Here is a 21,019-nt window from a genome sequence, read left to right as displayed (position 1 = left end):
CTTTGACGAGTCGCTTGCCTTGAATGTTTCAGTGACTGGTCACCGACATCCCGACAAGCGCCCACATGAATTACCTGATCGATTGTTAAAGAGCGGCTCCGAGCTCTCATTCGAGCGGGGAGCGTCTCGCTGTTGCCGTCGTGCCCGGCTTCTGATGAAGCGGCGGTCTCGCCGGCGCCCTGCGAGGAAGGCGTATTCTACGTGATCGGCGCTGCGTGTCAACCGTGTGTGTCGATGACTTCCGAGGAAGCGATCCGGATCTCGCAAGCGAGGTGACGTCCGATAGAGCCCTCAGCGGGCCTCTGTCACGAGTGGCGAGCATTCTACCGAATGCGGCGAGTTCGTCAAGCGGGAATTTTCCAGAACTTCTCGAAAAAACCCAAATGAAAACAAGCACTTCTACCACTTTCCACCGCCTGCAACGTGTGCCCGTCGCCGGCAGCGGATGCGTACTTTACGGATTTCCCCGGGGCCGCGCAAGGCCCTCGCGAAGAAAAATGTCACGGCGTCCCGCTGGCCCGGTCGAGCAGAGAGAGGATCGAGCGGTAGGGGATCTTGCCGTGCTGGCTCAGGCCGATCTCGCAGGTGCGCGAGTTCGAGTAGCCGGCACTGCACGCCTTCACCTGCTCGGCCAGGCCGTCCAGCGCGGAGGCATTCAGCTCCGGGGTCGTGAAGCCCTTGTCCCCGGCAAAGCCGCAGCAGGTGATCTCCGCCGGCACCACCACCTCCCGGGCACAGGCTCGCGCCAGCCCGACGAACTTGTCGGCCAGTCCCATGCGGGTGCTCGAGCAGGTGACGTGCACGGCGACCCGCTCGTCCAGGGGCGTGACCGTGAGCCGGGGCAGCAGGTGGTCATGGGCGAAGGCGACCGGCTCCAGCATCTCGAGCCGCTCATCCAGGTGCTCCCGCATCTGCAGGGTGCAGGGACTGGTGTCACAGAGCACGGGGTAGCGCCCGTTCTGGCTCGCCACCAGCAGCTCGCGGTTGAGCTCACGCGCCTTGTGATTGGCCTCCTCGTACTGCCCCTTGGACTTGAAGGCCATGCCACAGCACAGGTGGCCGATCATCTCCGGCAGGATCACCTCGAAGCCGGCCTTGTCTAGCAGCGCCAGGGTGATCTCCATCACCGAGCGTGCCTCGGCTGCATCGTCATGGTCCGCCCCGAAGATGCGGGTGGCACAGGAGGGCAGGTAGACCACCTTGTCCCTGGAGGAATCGCCCGACGGCGCATGGTCCAGCACCCGGACAGGCGCCGACCGGGGCAGGGCCGGACTCCACTGGGGCAGGCGGTCACCGCTCAGCCGACGCGCTCCGGTACTCATCTTTTCCATCAAGTTGACGCCCAGCACGGCGCGCGCCGCTCCCGCCGCGGCCAGGCCGCCCCGCGCCGCACGGGTCGCCCCGGAGAAGTGTCGGCCGATGCGCCTGGCCAGGGCGGCCTTGTCCAGCGACCGGTCGCGACGCAACTGACGCACCATTTCACCGGTATCGATGCCCACCGGACACTGGGTGGCGCAGAGCCCCGTGGCCGCGCAGGTGTCGATGCCCTGATAGACATAGGCCTCCTCGAGTTGCGTCATTCGAGCCCTGTCGGCGTCGGTGACCCGGTTGCCCAACGCCTCGAGCCTCGCCAGCTCGCGACGGATGACGATGCGCTGGCGTGGCGTCAGCGTCAGGTCGGTCGAGGGGCAGACCGCCTCGCAGAAACCGCATTCGATGCACTTGTCGACGATGGCGTCGGCGGCCGGCAGGGGCTTGAGGTTCTCCAGGTGCAGCGTCGGGTTGCGGCTGAGGATCACCTCCGGATTGAGCAGATTGCCGGGGTCGAAGAGCGCCTTGATCTCCCACATCAGCGCATAGGCCCCGGGCCCCCACTCCAGTTCCACATAGGGCGCCATGTTGCGTCCGGTACCGTGTTCGGCCTTCAGCGAACCGCCGTACTCCACGCCGACCAGCTGCGCCACCTCGTCCATCAGCGCCTGGTAGCGCTCCACCTCGCCGGGTTTCTCGAAGCCCTGGGGAAAGACGAAGTGCAGGTTCCCTTCCAGGGCATGCCCGAAGAGGATCGCCTCCGCGTAGCCGTGGCGGTGGAAGATGTCGGTCAGCGCCAGCACTCCCTCGTCGAGGCGCTCGATGGGAAAGGCCACGTCCTCGATGATCACCGTGGTGCCGGTCTCGCGCACCGCCCCCACGGCCGGGAAGAGCCCCTTGCGGATCTTCCAGTAGAGGGCATAGGTAGCGGCGTCGCGGGTGAAGGTGACCGGCTCCAGGGTCTGGATGCCCTCGAGGGTCGCCTGAACCGCCCGCATGCGCGCCTCAAGCTCGGCCTCGTCATTGCCGCGCACGTCGACCAGCAGCGCCGCCGCCCCCTCGGGTAGCGTCCTCAGCACCGCGGGCATGCCAGGCTGGTCCTGCACCGAGCGCAGCGCGGCCCGGTCCATCAGCTCCACGGCGGAGACCGGCGCCTGCTTGAGGGCGATGGTCGCGCGGCAGGTCGTGCCCATGTCGGGGAAGAAGGCCAGGGCCGCGGCCTTCAGGGGCTCGTCGACCACGGTGTCGTAGGTGATGGTGCTGATGAACCCCAGGGTGCCCTCGGAGCCGATCATCAGGTGCTTGAGGATCTCGATGCCATCGCTGAAGTCGACCAGGCTGTTGAGGGCGTAGCCGGTGGTGTTCTTGAGCCGGTACTTGTGGCGGATCTTCTCGGCCAGGGCCGCGTTGCCTTGCGTCTCGGCCGCGAGGCGCTCGAGACCGGCCAGCAGCTCGCCATGGGAGGCCCGGAAGGCGGCGACGCTCGCGGCGTCGGCGGTGTCGAGCAGGCTGCCGTCGGCCAGGATCACCCGGATGTCACGCACCGTGCGATAGCTGTTCTGAGCGGTGCCACAGCACATCCCCGAGGCATTGTTGGCGGCGATACCGCCGACCATGCAGCTGGCGATGGAGGCCGGGTCGGGGCCGATCTTGCGCCCGTAGGGGGCCAGCAGCTGGTTGGCCCTGGCCCCGATCACCCCGGGCTGCAGGCGTATCGCCCGGCCCTCGTCGAGGATCGCGTGGTCCCGCCAGCCGCGACCCAGTTGGATCAGCACCGAGTCGGTGACCGCCTGCCCGGAGAGCGAGGTGCCGGCGGCGCGGAAGGTCACCGGCAGCTCACGCTCCCGGCACTCCGCCAGGGTGTGCTGCAGCTCCGCCTCGCTCTCCGGGCGGACCACCAGCTGCGGAATCAGCCGATAGAAGCTCGCATCGGTGCCGTAGGCCAGGGTACGCAGCGGGTCGTCGATCAGGCGCTCGGCGGGGATCACCGACGAGAGCGCTGCCTTCAACTCGCGCCAGCCGTCCGCGGCCATCATGTTGCCTCCGGCGTGGCGCCGGCATGGCGCACGATGACCACCAGTTCGCGGGGGCCATGCACGCCGTAGGCCAGGGTCTGCTCGATATCGGCGGTCTTGCTGGGCCCGGAGATCAGCAGGGCGTTGGTGGGCATGCCATCGGCCCAGCCGTGGGCCTCGACGACATCGAAGAAGGTATCCTCGAGGGTCTCGGCATCGAGCACCGCGACATGGATCGGCGGCACCAGGCTGATCAGGCGCGGCTCGTCCGGCGTCGGCCAGAGCCACAGGCTGCCGGTCTCGGCGATGGCGCCACGGGTGGAGGTCAGGCCGGCATCGACGCTCTCGAACTGCTCGCGCTGCCAGGCCTCGATATCGCGGTCGACGTCGACCAGCTCCACCTCGGCATCGGCCAGGGCGCGCCGCGCCTCGGCGGCCACCGGGTGCTCCTTGCCCAGCGCCAGGCGCCGCACGCCCTTGTCGGCCAGCACCCTGGCCAGCGTCTCGGTCCAGCTATCCCGGGGGGAATGGATCACCTCGCCGTGCACCGAGGCGATCCAGCGCTCGAAGCGTGCCAGGCGCTCTTCCTGGCTCCAGCCTCTATGGGTCACCACGGCGAAGTCGCTCTCGGGGGCGCTCAGGGGGCCATCGAGGCGCTCGCGCAGGCGCTTGAGAATGGCGTCGCGGGCACGCATCAGCGCTCCTCCTCATGGCTTTTGCTGTTCGGCTGATGGCTCTTGTTCGCCTGGTGGCGCTTGACCAGCGCATGCAGGGTGGTGCCCGCCGGCTTGGGCGCGGTGCGGTAGTCGGTCCAGGGTCCCAGCTTCGCGGGCATCAGCGCCTTGAGCTTGCCGGCCACCGAGGTGCCGGCACGCCAGGCGGAAGGATGGGTCGCCAGCCACTGGAAGCCCTTCCAGGCGGCAACCTCCTTGCGGGTGCGCTTGACGCCGGCGCCGGGCACATTGCCGCGCCCCTCGCCCACCGATTCGCGGCGCAGGCGCACCAGCAGGTCGGGAATCGGGATCTTCACCGGGCACACCTCGCCACAGGCGCCGCACAGGCTCGAGGCGGTGGGCAGGTCCTTCGTCTCGTCCAGGCCCATCAGGTGGGGCGAAAGGATGCTGCCGATGGGCCCCGGGTAGGTGGTGCCGTAGGTGTGGCCGCCCACCCGGGTGTAGACGGGGCAGTGGTTCATGCAGGCGCCGCAGCGGATGCAGCGCAGGGTATCGAGCAGCTCGTCGTCCTGGTAGATGCGGGAGCGACCGCTGTCCACCAGTACCAGGTGCACCTCCTTCGGCCCGTCATGCTCGCCCTCCTTGCGCGGCGAGCTGATCATGTTGAAGTAGGTGGTGACGTGCTGGCCGGTGGCGGAACGGGTCAGCAGGGCGTAGAGGGGCGGCACGTCGCGCAGGTGCTCGACGACCTTCTCGATACCGGTCACGGCCACGTGTACCGGCGGCACCGTGGTGGTCATGCGGCCGTTGCCCTCGTTTTCCACCAGGCAGAGCGTGCCGGTCTCGGCCACCGCGAAGTTGACCCCGGAGACCCCCACGTCGGCGGCCATGAAGCGCTCGCGCAGCTGCTGCCGGGCCGCCGCGGTCATGTAGTCGACGTCGCGGGTGCGCTCGGTGCCGGTCTTGTCGTGCATGATCTCGGAGATCTCATCGGTGTTCAGATGGATCGCCGGCATGATGATGTGCGAGGGAGTCTGCTCGTTGAGCTGCACCAGGTACTCGCCGAGGTCGGACTCCAGGGCTTCGATCCCCGCCTCCTCCAGGTGAGCGTTGAGGTGCATCTCCTCGGAGACCATCGACTTGCCCTTGATCACCGACCTGGCGTCGTGGGACTCGCAGATCTCGCGGACGATGCGACACGCCTGCTCGCCATCCTCGGCCCAGTGCACCTTGATACCGTTGGCCTCGCAGTTGGCCTCCAGCTGCTCGAGCAGGTCGGGCAGCTTCGCCAGTGCCCGCAGGCGGATGTTGGCGCCCAGCTCGCGCAGGGTCTCCAGCTCCCAGTCGCCGAAGCTGTCGCGGCGCTTGGTCATCAGGCCATCCATCGCCTTGCGGAAGTTGGCGCGGATCTGCGGGTTGCCCAGGGCATCGTGGGCCTGGCGGTGGAACTCGCGGGGGCTGTAGGTCTGGACACCCGGGGTCTGGATAGCGCTCATGAGGTCCTCCGCCACAGGTAGCTGGCGATGTGCTCGCCATTGACCGGCGACTTCTGCTGCTCGAAGCGTCCGCCGATGTTCATCATGCAGCCGCAGTCGGAGGTCACGAAGCGCTGGGCGCCGGCCTCCGCGATGGCGGTGGTCTTGTCCTCCACCATGGCGGCGGAGACCTCGGGATGGCGCACGGCGAAGGTGCCGCCGAAGCCGCAGCACTCGGCGGCGCGCGCCTGCTCCACCAGCTCGACCTGGCCGAGCTGCGCCAGCAGGGCCGGGCCGGTCTCGGCCAGCCCCATCTCGCGCCGGGCACTGCAGGAGGTATGCATGGCCACCTTCTCCGGTTCGCCGCGATCCTCGAGCTTCAGGTGACAGACATGGACCAGGAACTCGGTCAGCTCATGGACCCGCCCGGCCACCTCGCTCGCCCGCTCCTCGAGATCGGTGCCGGCGAAGAGCTGGGGGTAGTGGGTGCGCATCATGCCGCCGCAGGAGCCGGAGGGCACCACGATCGGCCAGGGCTCGGGGAAGAGGCCGAGCTGGGCCGCCGCCACTGCCCGGGCCTCCTGCTGGTAGCCAGAGGTGTAGGCCGGCTGCCCGCAGCAGGTCTGATCCTCGGGAAAGAGCACCTCGATGCCCTCCCGCTCGAGCAGGCGGATACCGTCCAGCCCGGCTTCCGGGTAGAAGAGGTCGACGAGGCAGGTCCCGAAGAAGTAGACCTTCTCCGGCTTCGGCGGATAGAGCTTGACTGGCGTCATGGGCAGGATCCTGGACAGCGCAGGGCACGGCAGCGTTGCGCTGAAGTCGCTGATTCGGGCTACGGTAAATTGGTAAAACCAATTGACACGGAAACGTTGCCGCACATTAGGAGGCAGAGCCTGCAGTGTCAAACGCACGACGCCCGCTTCCCAGCCTCGCCCGCCTATACTTTAGTCTATCGTCTTCAACGCTTTTTCCAACACCCTGATGTAACAGGAGAAATTCTGGCTGCCTGACGCAGGGACAGCAAGCCGTTGACGCGGTGTTTGGTAATACCAATTTGATGGCGATACCATGCCGACTTTCACCACGTGTTCCGGAGCCACCACCATGGCCTATCAGCCCGTCCGGCAGCCTCGCCTCGCCGACGTCATCACCGAGCGCCTCGAGGCGCTGATCCTCGAGGGCAGCCTGAAGCCCGGCCAGCGCCTGCCGCCGGAGCGCGAACTGGCCGAGCGCTTCGGCGTCTCGCGACCCTCGCTGCGCGAGGCCATCCAGAAGCTGTCGGCCCGCGGCCTGCTGACCAGCCGCCAGGGGGGCGGCACCTTCATCAGCGAGGAACTCAACAGCGGCTACAGCGACCCGCTTCTGGAGATGCTCTCCCGCCACGGGGAGTTCCACCTCGACCTGCTCGAGTTCCGCGACGCCATGGAGGGCATCTCCGCCTACTATGCGGCCCTGCGCTCCACGCCCACCGACAAGGCACTGCTGATCAAGCGCTTCGAGGAGCTCGAGGCCTGCTTCAAGGGGCGTGACCCGGCGCTCGAGGCACGCGCCGACGCGGCCTTCCACATGGCCATCGCCGAATCGGCCCACAACGTGCTGCTGCTGCATACCATCCGCGGCATCTTCCACCTGCTGGAGAAGAGCATCGTCGACAACCTGGCCCACCTGTTCGAGAAGCCCGAGTCACGCCCCCTGCTGATGCAGCAGCACCGCGCCCTGCTCGATGCCATCCTCGAGGGCCGGGCCGAGGACGCCCGCACCCGCGCCCATGAGCACCTGGTCTTCGTGGAAGAGGGGCTGCTCGAGGTCGAGCGCGCCGAGACCCGGGCCCAGCGTGCCCTGCGCCGCGCCCAGGTCATGCCCGCGACCTCGCGCTGAGGCCATGCCGATGATGTCCCGCCGCCGGGTCCGCCAGCTGCTCTGGCTGCTGATGCCCCTCGGGCTGGTGCTCGCCATGTGGCAGGCCGCCCTGCTGGCCCGTGACCAGGCCCTGCAGGGGCTGCGCCAGGACGCCGAGAACGAGCTGCGCCTCTCGGCGGCGAGCCTGGTCGGCCACCTCTCTCGCCACGACTACCTGCCCGACCTGCTCGCCTCGCGGGAGATGGTCAGGCGTTTCCTGGCCTCCCCGGAGAGCCAGGACCCCATGCCGCTCAACCGGCTGCTCGACCGCTTCCGGGCCACCGCCGGCGTCTCCGACATCTACCTCATCGACCGCCACGGCGACACCCTGGCCGCCAGCAACTGGCACCGCCCCAACACCTTCATCGGCCAGAACTACGCCTTCCGCAGCTACTTCCAGGAGGCCATCGCCGGCCACGCCGGGCGCTTCTATGGCCTGGGCGTGCAGTCCCGTGAGCGCGGCTACTACTTCTCGGCCCCGGTGTGGCTGGACGACACCGCACCGGATGCCAGCCCCGATGGCGTCATGGTGGTGAAGGTGCTGCTCGACACCCTGGAGGCGAGCTGGGCGGAGCAGGATGCCGAGCTGCTGGTCACCGACGAGGACGACATCATCTTCATGGCCAGCCGCCCGGAGCTGCGCATGCGGGCCCTGCAGCCGCTCTCCGAGGACGAGCGCGAGGCGCTGCTGGACACCCGGCGCTACGCCGATGAGCCCCTGGCCCCCGCCGGCATCGAGATCACCGACACCCCGGGCGAGCACAGCCAGCGCGTCGGCTTCCGGCGGGGCCCGCTGGCCGGGGACGACTACCTGGGCCTGTCGCGCCCCATGCCGGCGTTCGGCTGGGAGCTGCATATCCTCAAGTCGCTGGCCCCGGTGATCCAGGCCCAGTGGCTCGCCGCCCTGCTCGCCGGCGGCCTCTACGGCGTGGTGGTCCTGGCCGGTGGCATCGGCTGGCAGCGCCTGCGACTGCGCCGCGAGCGCGAGCAGTTCGCCGACCGCGAACGGCGCACCCTGGCCCGTGCCCGCGACGAGCTGGAGCTCAACGTGCAGCGACGCACCCGCGACCTGGTCGAGACCAACCGGCGCCTCTCCGGCGAGATCGAGGAGCGCCGCCGCGCCGAGGAACGTCTGCGCCAGACCCGCGACGAGCTGGTCCAGGCCGCCAAGCTCGCCGTGCTTGGCCAGCTCGCCGCCGGCATCAACCACGAGCTCAACCAGCCGCTGGCGGCGATCCGCGCCTATGCCGAGAATGCGTCCGAGTTCCTGGCCCGCAGCCGCACCGAGGCGGCAAGCGGCAATCTGGCGCAGATCATCGAACTCACCGAGCGCATGGCCGAGATCAGTGCCCAGCTGCGCCAGTTCTCGCGCAAGAGCGGCGACAGGCCCACCAGCGTCTCGGTCGCGGCCTGCTTCGGCTACGCCCTGCGGCTCTTCCAGTCGCGGCTGCGCGATGCCGGGGTCAGCGTCGAACGCGACTGGCCCGCGCAGGAGGCCTGGGTGCGCGCCGACCTGGTGCGCCTGGAGCAGGTGCTGGTCAACCTGATCGGCAACGCCCTGCAGGCCATAGCCCGGACCGAGGCGCCGCGACTGCTGCTGGGCATCGAACCCGAGGGCGAGGAGGTGCGGATCCGCGTCATCGACAACGGCCCCGGCATCGCCGAGGCGCACCTGGGGCGGATCTTCGAGCCCTTCTTCACCACCAAGTCGCCGGGCAGCGGCCTGGGGCTGGGACTGTCGATCTCGGCGCGCATCATCGACGACCTGGGCGGCCGGCTGACCGCGGACAACCCCCCTGGCGGCGGCGCCCGCTTCACCATTACCCTGCCCCGCGACCCCGGTCCCGAGGCGACCGGCGACACCAGGCCCGAGGAGCACGACATCCATGCATGAGCCGGCGACCCTTCCGGTGATGATCATCGACGACGAGGCGCACCTGCGCATCACCGCCGGCCAGACCCTGGAACTGGCGGGGTACGAGCCCCAGGCCTTCGAGAGCGCCGAGGCCGCCCTGGCGGCCCTGACGCCGGACTTCCCCGGGGTGATCGTCAGCGACATCCGCATGCCCGGCATGGACGGCATGGCCCTGCTGCGCGAGGTGCGCGGCCGCGACCCCGACCTGCCGGTGATCCTGATCACCGGCCATGGCGACATCTCCACCGCCGTGGAGGCGATGCGCGAGGGCGCCTGGGACTTCCTGGAGAAGCCCTTCGCCGGCGAGCGCCTGGTGGAGATGGTCCGTCGCGGCATCGACAAGCGTCGCCTGAGCCTCGAGAACCGCGCGCTCAAGGCCGAGCTCGAGGCCCAGCAGTCGGCGCCGGGCCCGCGCCTGGTGGGGCGCACCCCGGCCATCCAGCGCCTCGCCTCCATGGTCCAGCGCATCAGCCAGGTGGAGACCGACGTGCTGCTGTTCGGCGAGACCGGGGCCGGCAAGGACCTGGTGGCACGAGCGATCCACGAGCGCAGCCGCCGCGGCGGCCACCCCTTCGTGGCCATCAACTGCGGCGCCGTCCCCGAGAGCATCATCGAGTCGGAGCTGTTCGGCCACGAGAAGGGGGCCTTCACCGGGGCCGTGGAGCGGCGCATCGGCAAGTTCGAGCATGCCCAGGGCGGCACGGTGTTCCTCGACGAGATCGAGTCGATGCCGCTGTCGCTGCAGGTCAAGCTGCTGCGGGTGCTGCAGGAGCGCTCCATCGAGCGCCTCGGGGCCAACGTGCCGGTCCCCCTGGACCTGCGCGTGATCGCCGCCACCAAGGTCGACCTCAAGGCCGCGGCCGAGGCGGGACGCTTCCGCGAGGACCTCTACTACCGGCTCGAGGTGGTCACCCTGCCGATTCCCCCGCTGCGCGAGCGGCGCGAGGACATCCCGCTGCTGTTCCAGCACTTCGCCGTGGTCGCCGCCAACCGCAGCGGCCTGGAGGCGCCGCCACTGGATGCCGCCGGCATCTCGGCGCTGCTCGCCCACGACTGGCCAGGCAACGTGCGCGAGTTGCGCAACCTGGCCGAGCGCTATGTGCTGCTCGGCGCCACCTGCGACTATCGCCTGGATGCCCTGCTCGAGGGGGTGGGCAGCGACAGCGGCGACCTGGCCCTGCCCCAGCAGGTGGAACTGTTCGAGAAGAGCCTGATCGACCAGGCCCTGGCCCGCCACCGCGGCCGCGTCTCCGAGGCCTGCGAGCAGCTCGGCCTGCCGCGCAAGACCCTCTACGACAAGCTCAGGAAGTACGGCCTCAAGGCCGAGGACTACCGCCAGAGCGAGGCGCCCTGACGGAGCAACTCGCGCAGCGCCCCCCAGGGGGGCAGCCAGGGGGCCAGGCTGGCCGTCGCCATCAGCATCACCAGGGAGTTGCCCGGCTGGCGATAGTCGAACAGCTTGAGCGCCGTACCGAAGGAGCGCTTGATGCGCGTACCCTCCAGGTCGACGCTGTAGAGCTCATCGAGCAGCAGGTGGATCAGCGTCCCCAGCACCAGCGCCAGCCCCTGGGCCCAGGCCATCCAGGCCTCCTGCAGGAGCCACTGGTAGCTGGCCACCGTGGTCGCCAGCCCGCACAGCAGCGATGCCAGCAGCGAATGCCAGATACCCCGATGCACCGAGAAGCGCCGGAACACGCCACTCAGCACATAGCGCACGCCGACATAGAGGCCGCCACAGGCGACGATGAGCCTGCCCGGGCCGAGCCACCCCTGCAGCAGCAGGGCGCCCACCACCACCGACAGCACGGCAAGCAGGGTGAAGATCAGGCGGATCGCATGGGAGTTGTCGGCATCGACATCCGGCAGGATCCCGCCGAAAGCGGTCAGGATGGCCAGGGAAGCGGCGTCGGTGGCGGACAGCGGGGTGGCCTGCCAGGCGCCCAGACCTAGCAGCGAGCCACCGGCCACGGCGACGCCGAGGTGGGTGCGAAAATCGGCCATGTGCAGAGACTCGAAAATACTGGATGAAAACCCAGATTATGCGCAGCATGGCCAGAAAAAACAATCAGTTGCCAATTGGCAACAGGCTCAGCCGGCCAGGTACTCGTCCTTCAGCCTGACGTAGTTGCCGGCGGTATAGGGGAAGAAGGCCCGCTCGGTCTCCTTGAGCGGGCGCAGCGCCTTGGCCGGGTTGCCGGCGTAGACGTGGCCGCTCTCCAGGCGCTTGCCCGGCGTCACCACGGCACCGGCGGCGATGATCACCTCGTCCTCGACCACCGCACCATCCATGACGATGGCCCCCATGCCCACCAGGATGCGGTTGCCAAGGGTGCACCCGTGGAGGATCGCCTTGTGGCCGATGGTCACCTCCTCGCCGATGGTCAGCGGGAAGCCCTCGGGGTTGAAGTCGCTGGCATGGGTGATGTGCAGCACGCTGCCGTCCTGCACGCTGGTGCGCGCGCCGATGCGGATGCGGTGCATGTCGCCGCGGATCACCGCCATGGGCCACACCGAGCAGTCGTCGCCCAGCACCACGTCACCCAGCACCATGCAGGCCGGGTCGATATAGACCCGCGCGCCCAGCTGCGGCGTCCGTCCCTTCCAGGGCCGCAGGCTCGTTGCCTCGCTCATTGCTCACCTCGTCTCAGATCAGTCCGGCCAACAATACTACCAGCGTCAGCGGGATCGACACCCAGCGTACCAGGGCCCGCCAGGCACGAAAGCCGTTGGGGCCGGCATCCAGCGCCCGCAGGGTGGTCTCCTCGGGCATCACCCAGGCGGCGAAGATGGCGATCAAGAGCCCGCCCAGCGGCAGGAAGATCTCCGGGGGAATGGTGCTGACCAGCTCGAAGGGGTTCATGCCGAACAGCACCCGGGTCTCGGCCAGGCTCGAGAAGGAGAGCACCGAGAGCATCCCCAGCCCCCAGACCGCCAGGCCCACCACGGCCGCCGCCGGCCCCCGCCCGAGGCCCCAGCCCTGCAGGGTGGCGACCATGGGCTCGGCCAGGTTGATCGAGGAGGTCCAGGTGGCCAGCAGCAGCAACAGGAAGAACAGCGAGAGCCACAGCGGCCCCCCGGGCAGCTCGGCGAAGGCCACCGGCAGGGTGACGAACATCAGCCCCGGGCCCTCGCCGGGATCCATGCCCTGGGCAAACACCACCGAGAAGATCGCGATGCCGGCCAGCAGGGCCACCGTCACGTCGAGCACTGCCACCGAGGCGGCGGCCCTAGGCAGGCTCTGGTGGTCGGGCATGTAGGCGCCATAGGCCATCAGCGCACAGGCGCCCACCGCCAGGGTGAAGAAGGCATGGCCCATGGCCTGCAGCATCACCATGGGCGTCACCGCCGAGAGGTCGGGCAGGAACAGCCAGGCCAGTGCCGGACCGAAGCCCTCGGTGGTGGCCGCGTAGCCCGCCAGCACCAGCAGCAGCAGGTAGAGCAGCGGCATCAGCAGGTTGTTGAGCTTCTCCAGCCCCTTGGCCACCCCGGCGGCGACCACCAGCATGGTCATCACCAGGAAGAGGGTATGGTTGAAGGTCATGCGCCCGGGATCGGCGAGGAAGGCGTCGAAGCCGGCGCCGATCTCCGCCGCGCTGCGCCCCACGAAGTCGCCGTTGACCGCGGCGACCAGGAATTCGATGGACCATCCCGAGACCACCGAGTAGAAGGAGAGGATGCAGAACACCGTGAAGGCGCCGAACAGGCCCAGCCAGCGCCAGTGGCGACTCGCCCCGGCCTGGCCGGCCAGGTGGCCCAGCGACTGCATGGGGCTGCGGCGCCCGGCGCGGCCGATCAGGATCTCGGCCATCATCACCGGCAGCCCCAGCAGCAGCACGAAGGCCACGTAGAGCAGCAGGAAGGCGGCGCCGCCGTTCTCCCCGGTGATGTAGGGGAAGCGCCAGATGTTGCCCAGCCCCACCGCCGCCCCGGTCACTGCCAGGATGAAGGCACGCCGGGTGCTCCAGCGCTCCAGCGTCTCGTTCATGGGTCCACTCCGCGAGCCTGAAAAGGGCGCAAGCCTAGCACATTGAAACCCGCCGCGGCCGCCCGCATCTAAGAGCCGTCCTCCCCCACTCCCGACCCGAGGTGTGCATGTCCCGCAATCCGCTGCTCGAACCCCACGAACTGCCCCCCTTCGATGCCATCCGGCCCGAGCACGTGGTGCCGGCCATCGAGGAGCTGCTGGCGGAAAACCGCACGGCCATCGAGGAACTCGTGGCGCGCGCCGACACGGCCGCCCCGAGCTGGGAGAGCCTGGCCGCCCCGCTGGAGGCGCTCAACGACCGCCTGGCGCGGGCCTGGTCGCCTGTCTCGCACCTCAACGGCACCATGAACAACCCCGAGCTGCGCGAGGCCTACCAGGCCTGCCTGGGCAAGCTCTCCGACTACAGTACCTGGATCGGCCAGCACGAGGGGCTCTTCCGGGCCTGGCAGGCGCTGCGTGACGGCCCCGCCTGGGAGACCCTCGACGAGGGCCAGCGGCGCACCGTGGAGAACGCGCTGCGCGACTTCCGCCTGGCCGGCGTGGACCTGCCCGCCGAGAAGAAGCGGCGCTACGGCGAGATCAAGTCGCGGCTCTCCGAGCTCTCCAACACCTTCTCCAACCAGCTGCTGGACGCCACCCAGGCCTGGCACCTCGACCTCGCCGACGAGGCCCGCCTCGCCGGCCTGCCCGAGAGCGCCCTGGCCAGCCTGCGAGCCAATGCCGAGGCCAAGGGGCTGGCCGGCTACCGCATCACCCTGGACTTCCCCAGCTTCTTCCCGGTGATGACCTACGCCGAGGACCGCGAGCTGCGTCGCGAGGTCTACACCGCCTTCGTCACCCGCGCCTCCGACCAGGGCCCCAACGCCGGCGAGTACGACAACGCCCCGGTGATGGAGGAGATCCTCGCGCTGCGCCACGAGCTGGCCGAGCTGCTGGGCTTCAGCGACTACGCCGACTACTCCCTCTCCACCAAGATGGCCGAGTCACCCGATCAGGTGGTGACCTTCCTCGAGGACCTCGCCGCGCGCGCCGTCCCCCAGGCCCGCGAGGAGTACGCCGAGCTCGCGTCCTATGCCCGCGACGAGCTGGGCATGGAGGCCCTGGCGCCCTGGGACGTGGGCTTCGCCAGCGAGAAGCTGCGCGAGGCGCGCTACGCCATCTCCGATGAGCAGCTGCGCCCCTACTTCCCCGCCCCGCAGGTGGTCGACGGCCTCTTCCGGGTGGTCGAGCGCCTCTACGGCGTCACCTTCGCCGAGGACGAGACGGCCCCGCGCTACCATCCCGACGTGCGCTACTTCCGCATTCTCGAGCACGGCGCCCCCATCGCCGGCTTCTATCTCGACCTCTATGCCCGCGAGGGCAAGCGCGGCGGCGCCTGGATGGACGAGTGCCGGGTCCGCCGCCTCGAGGGCGACGCGGTGCAGCTGCCGGTGGCCTACCTGACCTGCAACTTCACCCGCCCGGTGGGAGACGCCCCGGCGCTGCTGACCCACGACGAGGTCACCACCCTCTTCCACGAGTTCGGCCACGGCCTGCACCACATGCTGACCCGCCAGACCGTCGCCGACATCTCGGGGATCAACGGCGTGGCCTGGGACGCGGTGGAGCTGCCCAGCCAGTTCATGGAGAACTTCTGCTGGGAGCGCGAGGGGCTCGACCTGATCGCCGGCCACGTGGAGACCGGCGAGCCGCTGCCCGAGGCGCTCTTCGAGCGGCTGCTGTCGGCCAAGAACTTCCAGTCCGCCATGGGCATGGTGCGCCAGCTGGAGTTCTCGCTGTTCGACTTCCGCCTGCACCGCGAGCTCGCGGCGCCGAGCGCCGCCGACATCCAGGCGCTGCTCGACGCGGTGCGCGACGCCGTCGCCGTGGTCCCGCGGGCCGACTTCAACCGTTTCCAGAACGGCTTCGGCCACATCTTCGCCGGGGGCTATGCGGCGGGCTACTACAGCTACAAGTGGGCCGAGGTGCTCTCCGCGGACGCCTGGAGCGCCTTCGAGGAAGCCGGTATCTTCGACCCCGAGACCGGTCGGCGCTTCCGTACCGAGATCCTCGAACGCGGCGGCTCACGCGATGCCGCCGAGCTGTTCCGCGCCTTCCGCGGCCGCGAGCCCAGCGTCGAGCCCCTGCTGCGCCACAGCGGCATCCGTGCCGCCTGAGAAGGATTTGCCGCCGGGACGACCCGGCGGCCCATCGTGGAGATGACATGACCGTAACCAAACGCTTTATCGCCGGGGCCATCTGCCCGCGCTGCGCCGAGATGGACCGCATCCGCAGCTGGGAGCAGAACGGCATCCGCTATCGCGACTGCGTCAGCTGTGACTTCTTCGAGCAGCTGCCCATCGAGGACGAGGCCCTGCCGGAGCTCGAGACCCGGGTCAATCGCGAGCGCGAGGAGCAGGCGCGCAGCGACCTGCAGACCGTGAAGATCCTCGACCCGAAAGGGCACTGACGCCCATGGGCCAGGGAGCGGCCACCGTCCTGCTGCCGCAGCGCCGTCTGCTCGAGTTGCTCGGGCTCGCGGCCGCGGCGGCGCTGCTGGTGGCGCGACTCGACCTGGCCACCCTGGCCGCCGGCCTGGGCCTCTTCCTGTGGGGCATGACCCACCTGGAAGAGGCCATCAAGCGCCTCTCCGGCGGCACCCTGGACCGCTGGTTGCATGCCGCCACCCGCCGCACCTCGCGGGCCATCGCCGTGGGCGCCCTGGCGACCGCGCTGGTCCAGTCCAGCTCGCTGGTGACCCTGCTGGCCATGTCCTTCGTCGGCGCCGGCCTGGTGGCCCTGCCCGCCGCCATCGCCCTGCTCTTCGGCGCCAATCTCGGCACCACCACCGGCGCCTGGCTGATCGCCGGCTTCGGCCTCAAGGCCGACCTCGCCCAATATGCGATGCCGCTGCTGGCCCTGGGGCTGCTGGGCTCGCGGCTGCTGCAGGGCAGTCGCGCCGGCATCGCCGGCCTGCTGCTCGGCGTGGGCCTGCTGCTGCTGGGCATCGACTTCATGAAGCTGGGCTTCGAGACCTGGCAGGATGGTCTCTCCCTGGATGGCCTGGCCGGCGAGCATCTCTGGCACTGGCCGCTGCTGGTGCTCTTCGGCGTCATGGCCACCGTGGTCATGCAGTCCAGCCACGCCACCCTGCTGATCACCCTCACCGCGCTGGCCTCCGGCCAGCTGCCCTACCTGCCGGCCCTGGCCATCGCCATCGGCGCCAACGTCGGCACCACCGTGACCGCGGTGATCGGGGCCTTCGGCGCCAGCACAGCCGGTCGACGGTTGGCCGGGGCCCACGTGATCTTCAACCTGGTCACGGCGGCCGTGGCCCTGGTCCTGCTGCTGCCGCTGGCGGGGCTGGTGGACCGGCTCGCCGCGCTGATGGGCCTGGCGGCCAGCGCCTGGCCGCTCAAGCTGGCGCTCTTCCATACCCTCTTCAACGGCCTGGGGATCCTGCTGATGCTGCCCTGGATCCCGCGGCTGGCCGGCGGCCTGGAGCGGCTCCTCCCCGAGCCGGCAAGGCTCCCCCCGGCCCAGGCGCGCTACCTGGAGACCAACGCCCTGCAACATGCCGACACGGCCCTGGCAGCCATCGAGCAGGAGTGCCGGCGACTCGACCGGCGCACCTACCACCTGCTCGCTTCGGCCATCCTGGTGCCCAGCGCCGAGGCGATCGGCCACCCGCCCGACCGGGCCGTGATCGCGGCGCCCATCGTCCCCGAGGAGTGGCCGCTGGTGAACGTGCGCTACCACGAGCAGATCAAGCCGCTGATGGCGGAGATCCTCGACTTCTACTCGCGCATCGACACGCCCCTCACCGAGGCTCAGGAGGCCCGCCTGGAGGCCCTCTATGCCCGCACCCTGCGCCTGGTCGAGGCCGTCCGCTTCGGCGAGGTGCTGCAGCGCAGCCTGCTGCGCCATGCCGCACCGGCGAGCCCCCTGCGCGAGGCCCACGACGACCTGCGCATGGCCCTCGCCGAGGGACTGAATCGCCTGGCCAACGACCCCGGTGCCCGCGACATCGAGGCGCCCCTGGAGGAGGTCCGTCGCCACTGGCAGCACGAGCTGGCCGAACGGTTGCGACAGCACCGCCTGGATCCCTGGCTCGCCTCCTCGCTGATGAACGACCTCCACCAGGCCAGCCGGCTGACGGCGGCCCTGACCTCGCCCGACGACGCCTGAACGAGGCGACCAGGCCCCATAGCTGTGTGGAAATCCGCACACCGCTCCCTCCGTGCCGTGCGGAATCCCGGCCCCACCCCGCCAGCGCCGCTTCGACAAAGGTCGAACGACTCACTCATAACACACTGATCTATCAGTGATTCCAATATCCAGGCATGCCGATTGCCCTGATATGGGCGTTGATGCCACCCCGGCCTGGCTCACGGCAGGTCCCGCCACCGGTGACCATACTGGGAAACGGCATGCAGCCCCGGGCAAGACGGCCCGGGCAGATGACAAGAGCACAACCGCACACAGGAGACACGCCATGCGCAACGCAACCTCACGGATCCTCGCCGGCACCCTGGCCGGCTCCCTGCTGGTCGCCGCCTCGGCCTCGGCCCAGTCGGACCGCAGCGACTGGCCCGAGAGCTTCACCGTGGGCACCGCCAGCCAGGGCGGCACCTACTTCGTCTACGGCTCCGGCTGGGCGAACCTGATCGCCGACGAGCTGGGCATCTCGGGCGGCGGCGAGGTCACCGGCGGCCCGACCCAGAACATGGCGCTGGTCCATGGTGGCGACGTTGCCCTGGGCCTGACCACCATGGGTCCGGCCGCCGAGGCCCTGGCCGGCGAGAGCCCGCTCGCCCCGGGCGTGCCCATGGACAACGTCTGCGCCCTCTTCCCGATGTACGAGACGCCCTTCTCGATCACCGCGCTGGAGGACAGCGGCATCGAGTCGATCGCCGATATCCCGGAGGGTGCCCGCATCGGCTTCGGCCCGGCGGCCTCCACCTCCGACACCTACTTCCCGGCCATGCTCGAGACCCTGGGCGTGGAGTTCGACCGCCGCAACGGTGGCTGGTCCGACCTCGGCGGCCAGCTGCAGGACGGCCTGATCGACGTCATCGCCTTCGCCGCCGGCATCCCGATTCCCGCCGTCAGCCAGCTCGAGGTGCAGACCGACGTGAACATCATCGAGTTCACCGAGGAGGAACAGCAGACGGTACTCGAGAACTTCCCGGTCTCCGAGTTCCAGATCCCGGCCAGCACCTACGAGACCCTCGAGGAGGATGCCCGCGCCGTCTCCATGTGGAACTTCACCATCGCCGGCTGTGACCTGCCGGAGGACTTCGTCTACGAGGTCACCAAGCTGAGCCTGGAGAACAACGACCGCATGCGCGACGTCCACCGCAGCGCCGCGACCAGCATCCCGGAGAACATCAAGTACAACAAGGTACTGCCCTTCCACCCGGGTGCCGTGCGCTGGTACGAGGAGAACGGCTACGAGATCCCGGAAGACCTGAAGCTGTAAGCCGTTGATCTGACCGACCGCCCCGTACCGCGCCACGCCAAGGCGGTGCGGGGCAGTTCCCGTGCTCCTCCGCCATCCCCCCAAGGGTGTCCCCATGTCCCATACCCCAGAATCCCGTGACGACGCGTCAAGCGACGACGTCGTCGAGTCCGTCAACGCCGAGGGCGTCGACGAGGCCGCCGTGGAGTCCAACCGGCGGCTCTATACCGGCTGGCAGTGGCTGCTCTTCGGCGCCCTGGCCATCGCCTACTCCGGCTTCCACCTGATCTCCCTGAACGTCTATCCGCTGGAGACCTGGTCGTTTCGCATCGTGCACATCGCCGGCGCCCTGGTTCTCGGCTACGGCCTCTATGCCGGCACCCGCTTCGCCGACGAGGACGAGCACCGCTCTGCCACCTGGCTCGCCTGGGTGAGCTACGCCATGCTCGTGCCCGCCCTCTACGCCCTGGTGCGAGTGGTGATGATCTACCAGGAGATGAGCGGCGGCGCCATGCGCATCGCCCCGGAGATCGAGGCCTGGCACTTCGGCTATCCGCTGATACTGGCCACCGCGGCCGGCATCCTGCTCTCCTGGAGCTATCGCCAGTTCCGCGACCGCCTCTCGCCGGCCGACCTGGTGCTGATGGTCTGCGCCCTGGCCGTGGCCGGCTACCTGCTGGTGATGTTCAACAGCCCGCTGCGCGCCTCCACCGGCACCTCCTTCGCGCCCATGGGCATCTCCTACGCGGCCATCGCCGGTTCGCTGCTGATCCTCGAGCTGACGCGCCGCGTCGCCGGCCTGGCCCTGGTGGTGATCTCCGCCATCTTCCTGGTCTACGTCTTCGCCGGCCCCTACCTGCCGGGCTTCCTCGGCTATCCCGGGCTCTCGGTGGGCCGCTTCTTCAGCCAGGTCTACACCGACGCCGGCATCCTCGGGCCGACCACCGCCGTCTCCTCGACCTACATCATCCTGTTCATCATCTTCGCCGCCTTCCTGCAGGCCTCGAAGGTGGGCGACTACTTCGTCAACTTCGCCTTCGCCGCGGCCGGGCGCGCCCGTGGCGGCCCCGCCAAGGTGTCGATCTTCGCGTCGGGCCTGATGGGCATGATCAATGGCACCAGCGCCGGCAACGTGGTCTCCACCGGCTCGCTGACCATCCCGCTGATGATGAAGGTGGGCTACCCGGGGCGCAGCGCCGGGGCCATCGAGGCCGCCGCCTCCACCGGCGGGCAGATCATGCCGCCGATCATGGGCGCGGGGGCCTTCATCATGGCCGAGATCACCGGCATCCCCTACACCGAGATCGCCGTGGCGGCGCTGATCCCCGCCATCCTCTACTTCGCCTCGATCTACTTCATGGTGGACTTCGAGGCGGCCCGCAAGGGCATGCGCGGCATGCGCAAGGACGAGATCCCGCTGTTCTCCAAGCTGATCAAGCAGGTCTACCTCTTCGCGCCGATCATCATCCTCATCGCCGCGCTGTTCATGGGCTACTCGGTGATCCGCGCCGGCACCCTGGCCACCGCCTCGGCCGCCGTGGTGAGCTGGTTCTCGCCTCACAAGATGGGAATACCCGCCATCCTCAGGGCCCTGCAGCTGGCCGGCACCATGGCCATCCAGATCATCGCCGTGTGCGCCTGCGCCGGCCTGATCGTCGGCGTGATCTCGTTGACCGGGGTCGGCGCACGCTTCTCCTCGCTGCTGCTCGGCCTGGCCGGCGTCAGCCAGCTGCTGGCGCTGTTCTTCGCCATGTGCATCTCGATCCTGCTGGGCATGGGCATGCCGACGACCGCCGCCTACGCGGTGGCCGCCTCGGTGGTCGCGCCGGGCCTGATCAACATCGGCATCCAGCCGCTGGTGGCGCACTTCTTCGTGTTCTACTTCGCGGTGGTCTCGGCCATCACCCCGCCGGTGGCGCTGGCCTCCTATGCGGCGGCGGGCATCTCGGGCGACAACGCCATGGGCACCTCGGTGGCCTCGTTCAAGATCGGCCTGGCGGCCTTCATCGTGCCCTTCATGTTCTTCTACAGCCCGGCGATGCTGATGGAGGGCAGCGCGCTGCAGATCCTGCGCGTGGGCGTGACCGCCACCCTGGGCATCGTGCTGCTGGCGGCCACCGTCCAGGCCTGGTTCTTCGGGCCGGTCAAGGCCTGGCAGCGCCTGGTGATGCTGCTCGGCGCGCTGTGCATGATCTACGGCGGCATCTATTCCGACATCGCGGGCCTTGCCATCGGCGCGCTGATGTTCCTGATGCAGCGCGGCCGCCACGGCGGCGGGGGCAAGGCCGTCGCCGCCGGCTGACCA

General features: G+C 69.2%; 15 protein-coding genes. 8 read left to right on the top strand and 7 right to left on the bottom strand.

Annotated elements, in window-relative coordinates:
• Positions 1-500 precede the first annotated feature (500 nt).
• From DFP85_RS02805 to DFP85_RS02790, 4 genes are read right to left on the bottom strand one after another with little or no spacing between them, the layout of a single operon-like run.
• A complete protein-coding gene (locus tag DFP85_RS02805) occupies positions 501-3,347 on the bottom strand; it encodes an FAD-binding and (Fe-S)-binding domain-containing protein (RefSeq protein WP_208108431.1) in 2,847 nt (948 codons plus the stop codon).
• The gene (locus DFP85_RS02800; protein ID WP_133634739.1) at positions 3,344-4,021 is read right to left on the bottom strand and encodes a LutC/YkgG family protein; all 678 of its coding nucleotides are present in this window, start codon (positions 4,019-4,021) and stop codon (positions 3,344-3,346) included. Before DFP85_RS02800 ends, DFP85_RS02805 begins: the two co-directional genes overlap by 4 nt.
• Complete coding sequence (locus DFP85_RS02795) at positions 4,021-5,496, bottom strand: LutB/LldF family L-lactate oxidation iron-sulfur protein (RefSeq protein ID WP_133634737.1); 1,476 nt, start codon at positions 5,494-5,496, stop codon at positions 4,021-4,023. The genes DFP85_RS02800 and DFP85_RS02795 overlap by 1 nt, the downstream gene beginning before the upstream one ends.
• A complete protein-coding gene (locus tag DFP85_RS02790; RefSeq protein ID WP_133634735.1) occupies positions 5,493-6,248 on the bottom strand; it encodes a (Fe-S)-binding protein in 756 nt (251 codons plus the stop codon). The genes DFP85_RS02795 and DFP85_RS02790 overlap by 4 nt, the downstream gene beginning before the upstream one ends.
• Before the next feature lie 331 nt (positions 6,249-6,579).
• On the opposite strand from DFP85_RS02790, the gene DFP85_RS02785 reads away from it, so the two are divergent.
• The 3 genes from DFP85_RS02785 to DFP85_RS02775 are packed head-to-tail and all read left to right on the top strand — an operon-like array spanning position 6,580 to position 10,643.
• The gene (locus tag DFP85_RS02785) at positions 6,580-7,353 is read left to right on the top strand and encodes a GntR family transcriptional regulator (RefSeq protein ID WP_106229354.1); all 774 of its coding nucleotides are present in this window, start codon (positions 6,580-6,582) and stop codon (positions 7,351-7,353) included.
• 10 nt (positions 7,354-7,363) lie between these two features.
• Positions 7,364-9,268 (top strand): sensor histidine kinase, encoded by a 1,905-nt coding sequence (locus DFP85_RS02780; RefSeq protein WP_424955074.1) that lies wholly within the window; start codon positions 7,364-7,366, stop codon positions 9,266-9,268.
• Complete coding sequence (locus DFP85_RS02775; RefSeq protein WP_133634733.1) at positions 9,261-10,643, top strand: sigma-54-dependent transcriptional regulator; 1,383 nt, start codon at positions 9,261-9,263, stop codon at positions 10,641-10,643. The genes DFP85_RS02780 and DFP85_RS02775 overlap by 8 nt, the downstream gene beginning before the upstream one ends.
• On the opposite strand, the gene DFP85_RS02770 is transcribed toward DFP85_RS02775, so the two are convergent.
• The 3 genes from DFP85_RS02770 to DFP85_RS02760 form a co-directional block, all read right to left on the bottom strand.
• Positions 10,619-11,290: a metal-dependent hydrolase gene (locus tag DFP85_RS02770; RefSeq protein WP_133634731.1), complete on the bottom strand. Its 672-nt coding sequence runs from the start codon at positions 11,288-11,290 to the stop codon at positions 10,619-10,621. The genes DFP85_RS02775 and DFP85_RS02770 overlap by 25 nt on opposite strands.
• A gap of 87 nt (positions 11,291-11,377) precedes the next feature.
• On the bottom strand, positions 11,378-11,920 hold the full coding sequence (locus DFP85_RS02765; protein ID WP_133634729.1) for a gamma carbonic anhydrase family protein: 543 nt from the start codon (positions 11,918-11,920) through the stop codon (positions 11,378-11,380).
• Positions 11,921-11,933: 13 nt separating this feature from the next.
• Positions 11,934-13,274 carry a sodium-dependent transporter gene (locus tag DFP85_RS02760; protein ID WP_133634728.1) on the bottom strand — a complete coding sequence of 447 codons (1,341 nt, stop codon included), beginning with the start codon at positions 13,272-13,274 and terminating at the stop codon, positions 11,934-11,936.
• A gap of 107 nt (positions 13,275-13,381) precedes the next feature.
• Here DFP85_RS02760 and prlC point away from each other — a divergent pair, with 107 nt between their 5' ends.
• From prlC to DFP85_RS02735, 5 genes are all read left to right on the top strand, one after another.
• Complete coding sequence (gene prlC, locus DFP85_RS02755; protein WP_133634726.1) at positions 13,382-15,430, top strand: oligopeptidase A; 2,049 nt, start codon at positions 13,382-13,384, stop codon at positions 15,428-15,430.
• Positions 15,431-15,477: 47 nt separating this feature from the next.
• Positions 15,478-15,723, top strand: coding sequence for a YheV family putative zinc ribbon protein (locus DFP85_RS02750; protein ID WP_133634724.1), 246 nt, complete (start codon positions 15,478-15,480; stop codon positions 15,721-15,723).
• Between the two features lie 5 nt (positions 15,724-15,728).
• Entirely contained in the window at positions 15,729-17,441 is a 1,713-nt protein-coding gene (locus DFP85_RS02745; RefSeq protein ID WP_133634722.1) for a Na/Pi cotransporter family protein, read from the top strand.
• Between the two features lie 307 nt (positions 17,442-17,748).
• Complete coding sequence (locus DFP85_RS02740) at positions 17,749-18,735, top strand: TAXI family TRAP transporter solute-binding subunit (RefSeq protein WP_133634720.1); 987 nt, start codon at positions 17,749-17,751, stop codon at positions 18,733-18,735.
• Between the two features lie 94 nt (positions 18,736-18,829).
• Positions 18,830-21,016, top strand: coding sequence for a TRAP transporter permease (locus DFP85_RS02735; protein WP_133634718.1), 2,187 nt, complete (start codon positions 18,830-18,832; stop codon positions 21,014-21,016).
• Positions 21,017-21,019 lie beyond the last annotated feature (3 nt).

Origin of the sequence: Halomonas ventosae (assembly GCF_004363555.1) — a bacterium.
Taxonomy (GTDB): Bacteria; Pseudomonadota; Gammaproteobacteria; order Pseudomonadales; family Halomonadaceae; genus Halomonas; species Halomonas ventosae.
Note: the sequence above shows the minus strand (reverse complement) of the source record. Positions and strands in the feature narration are given on the sequence as shown.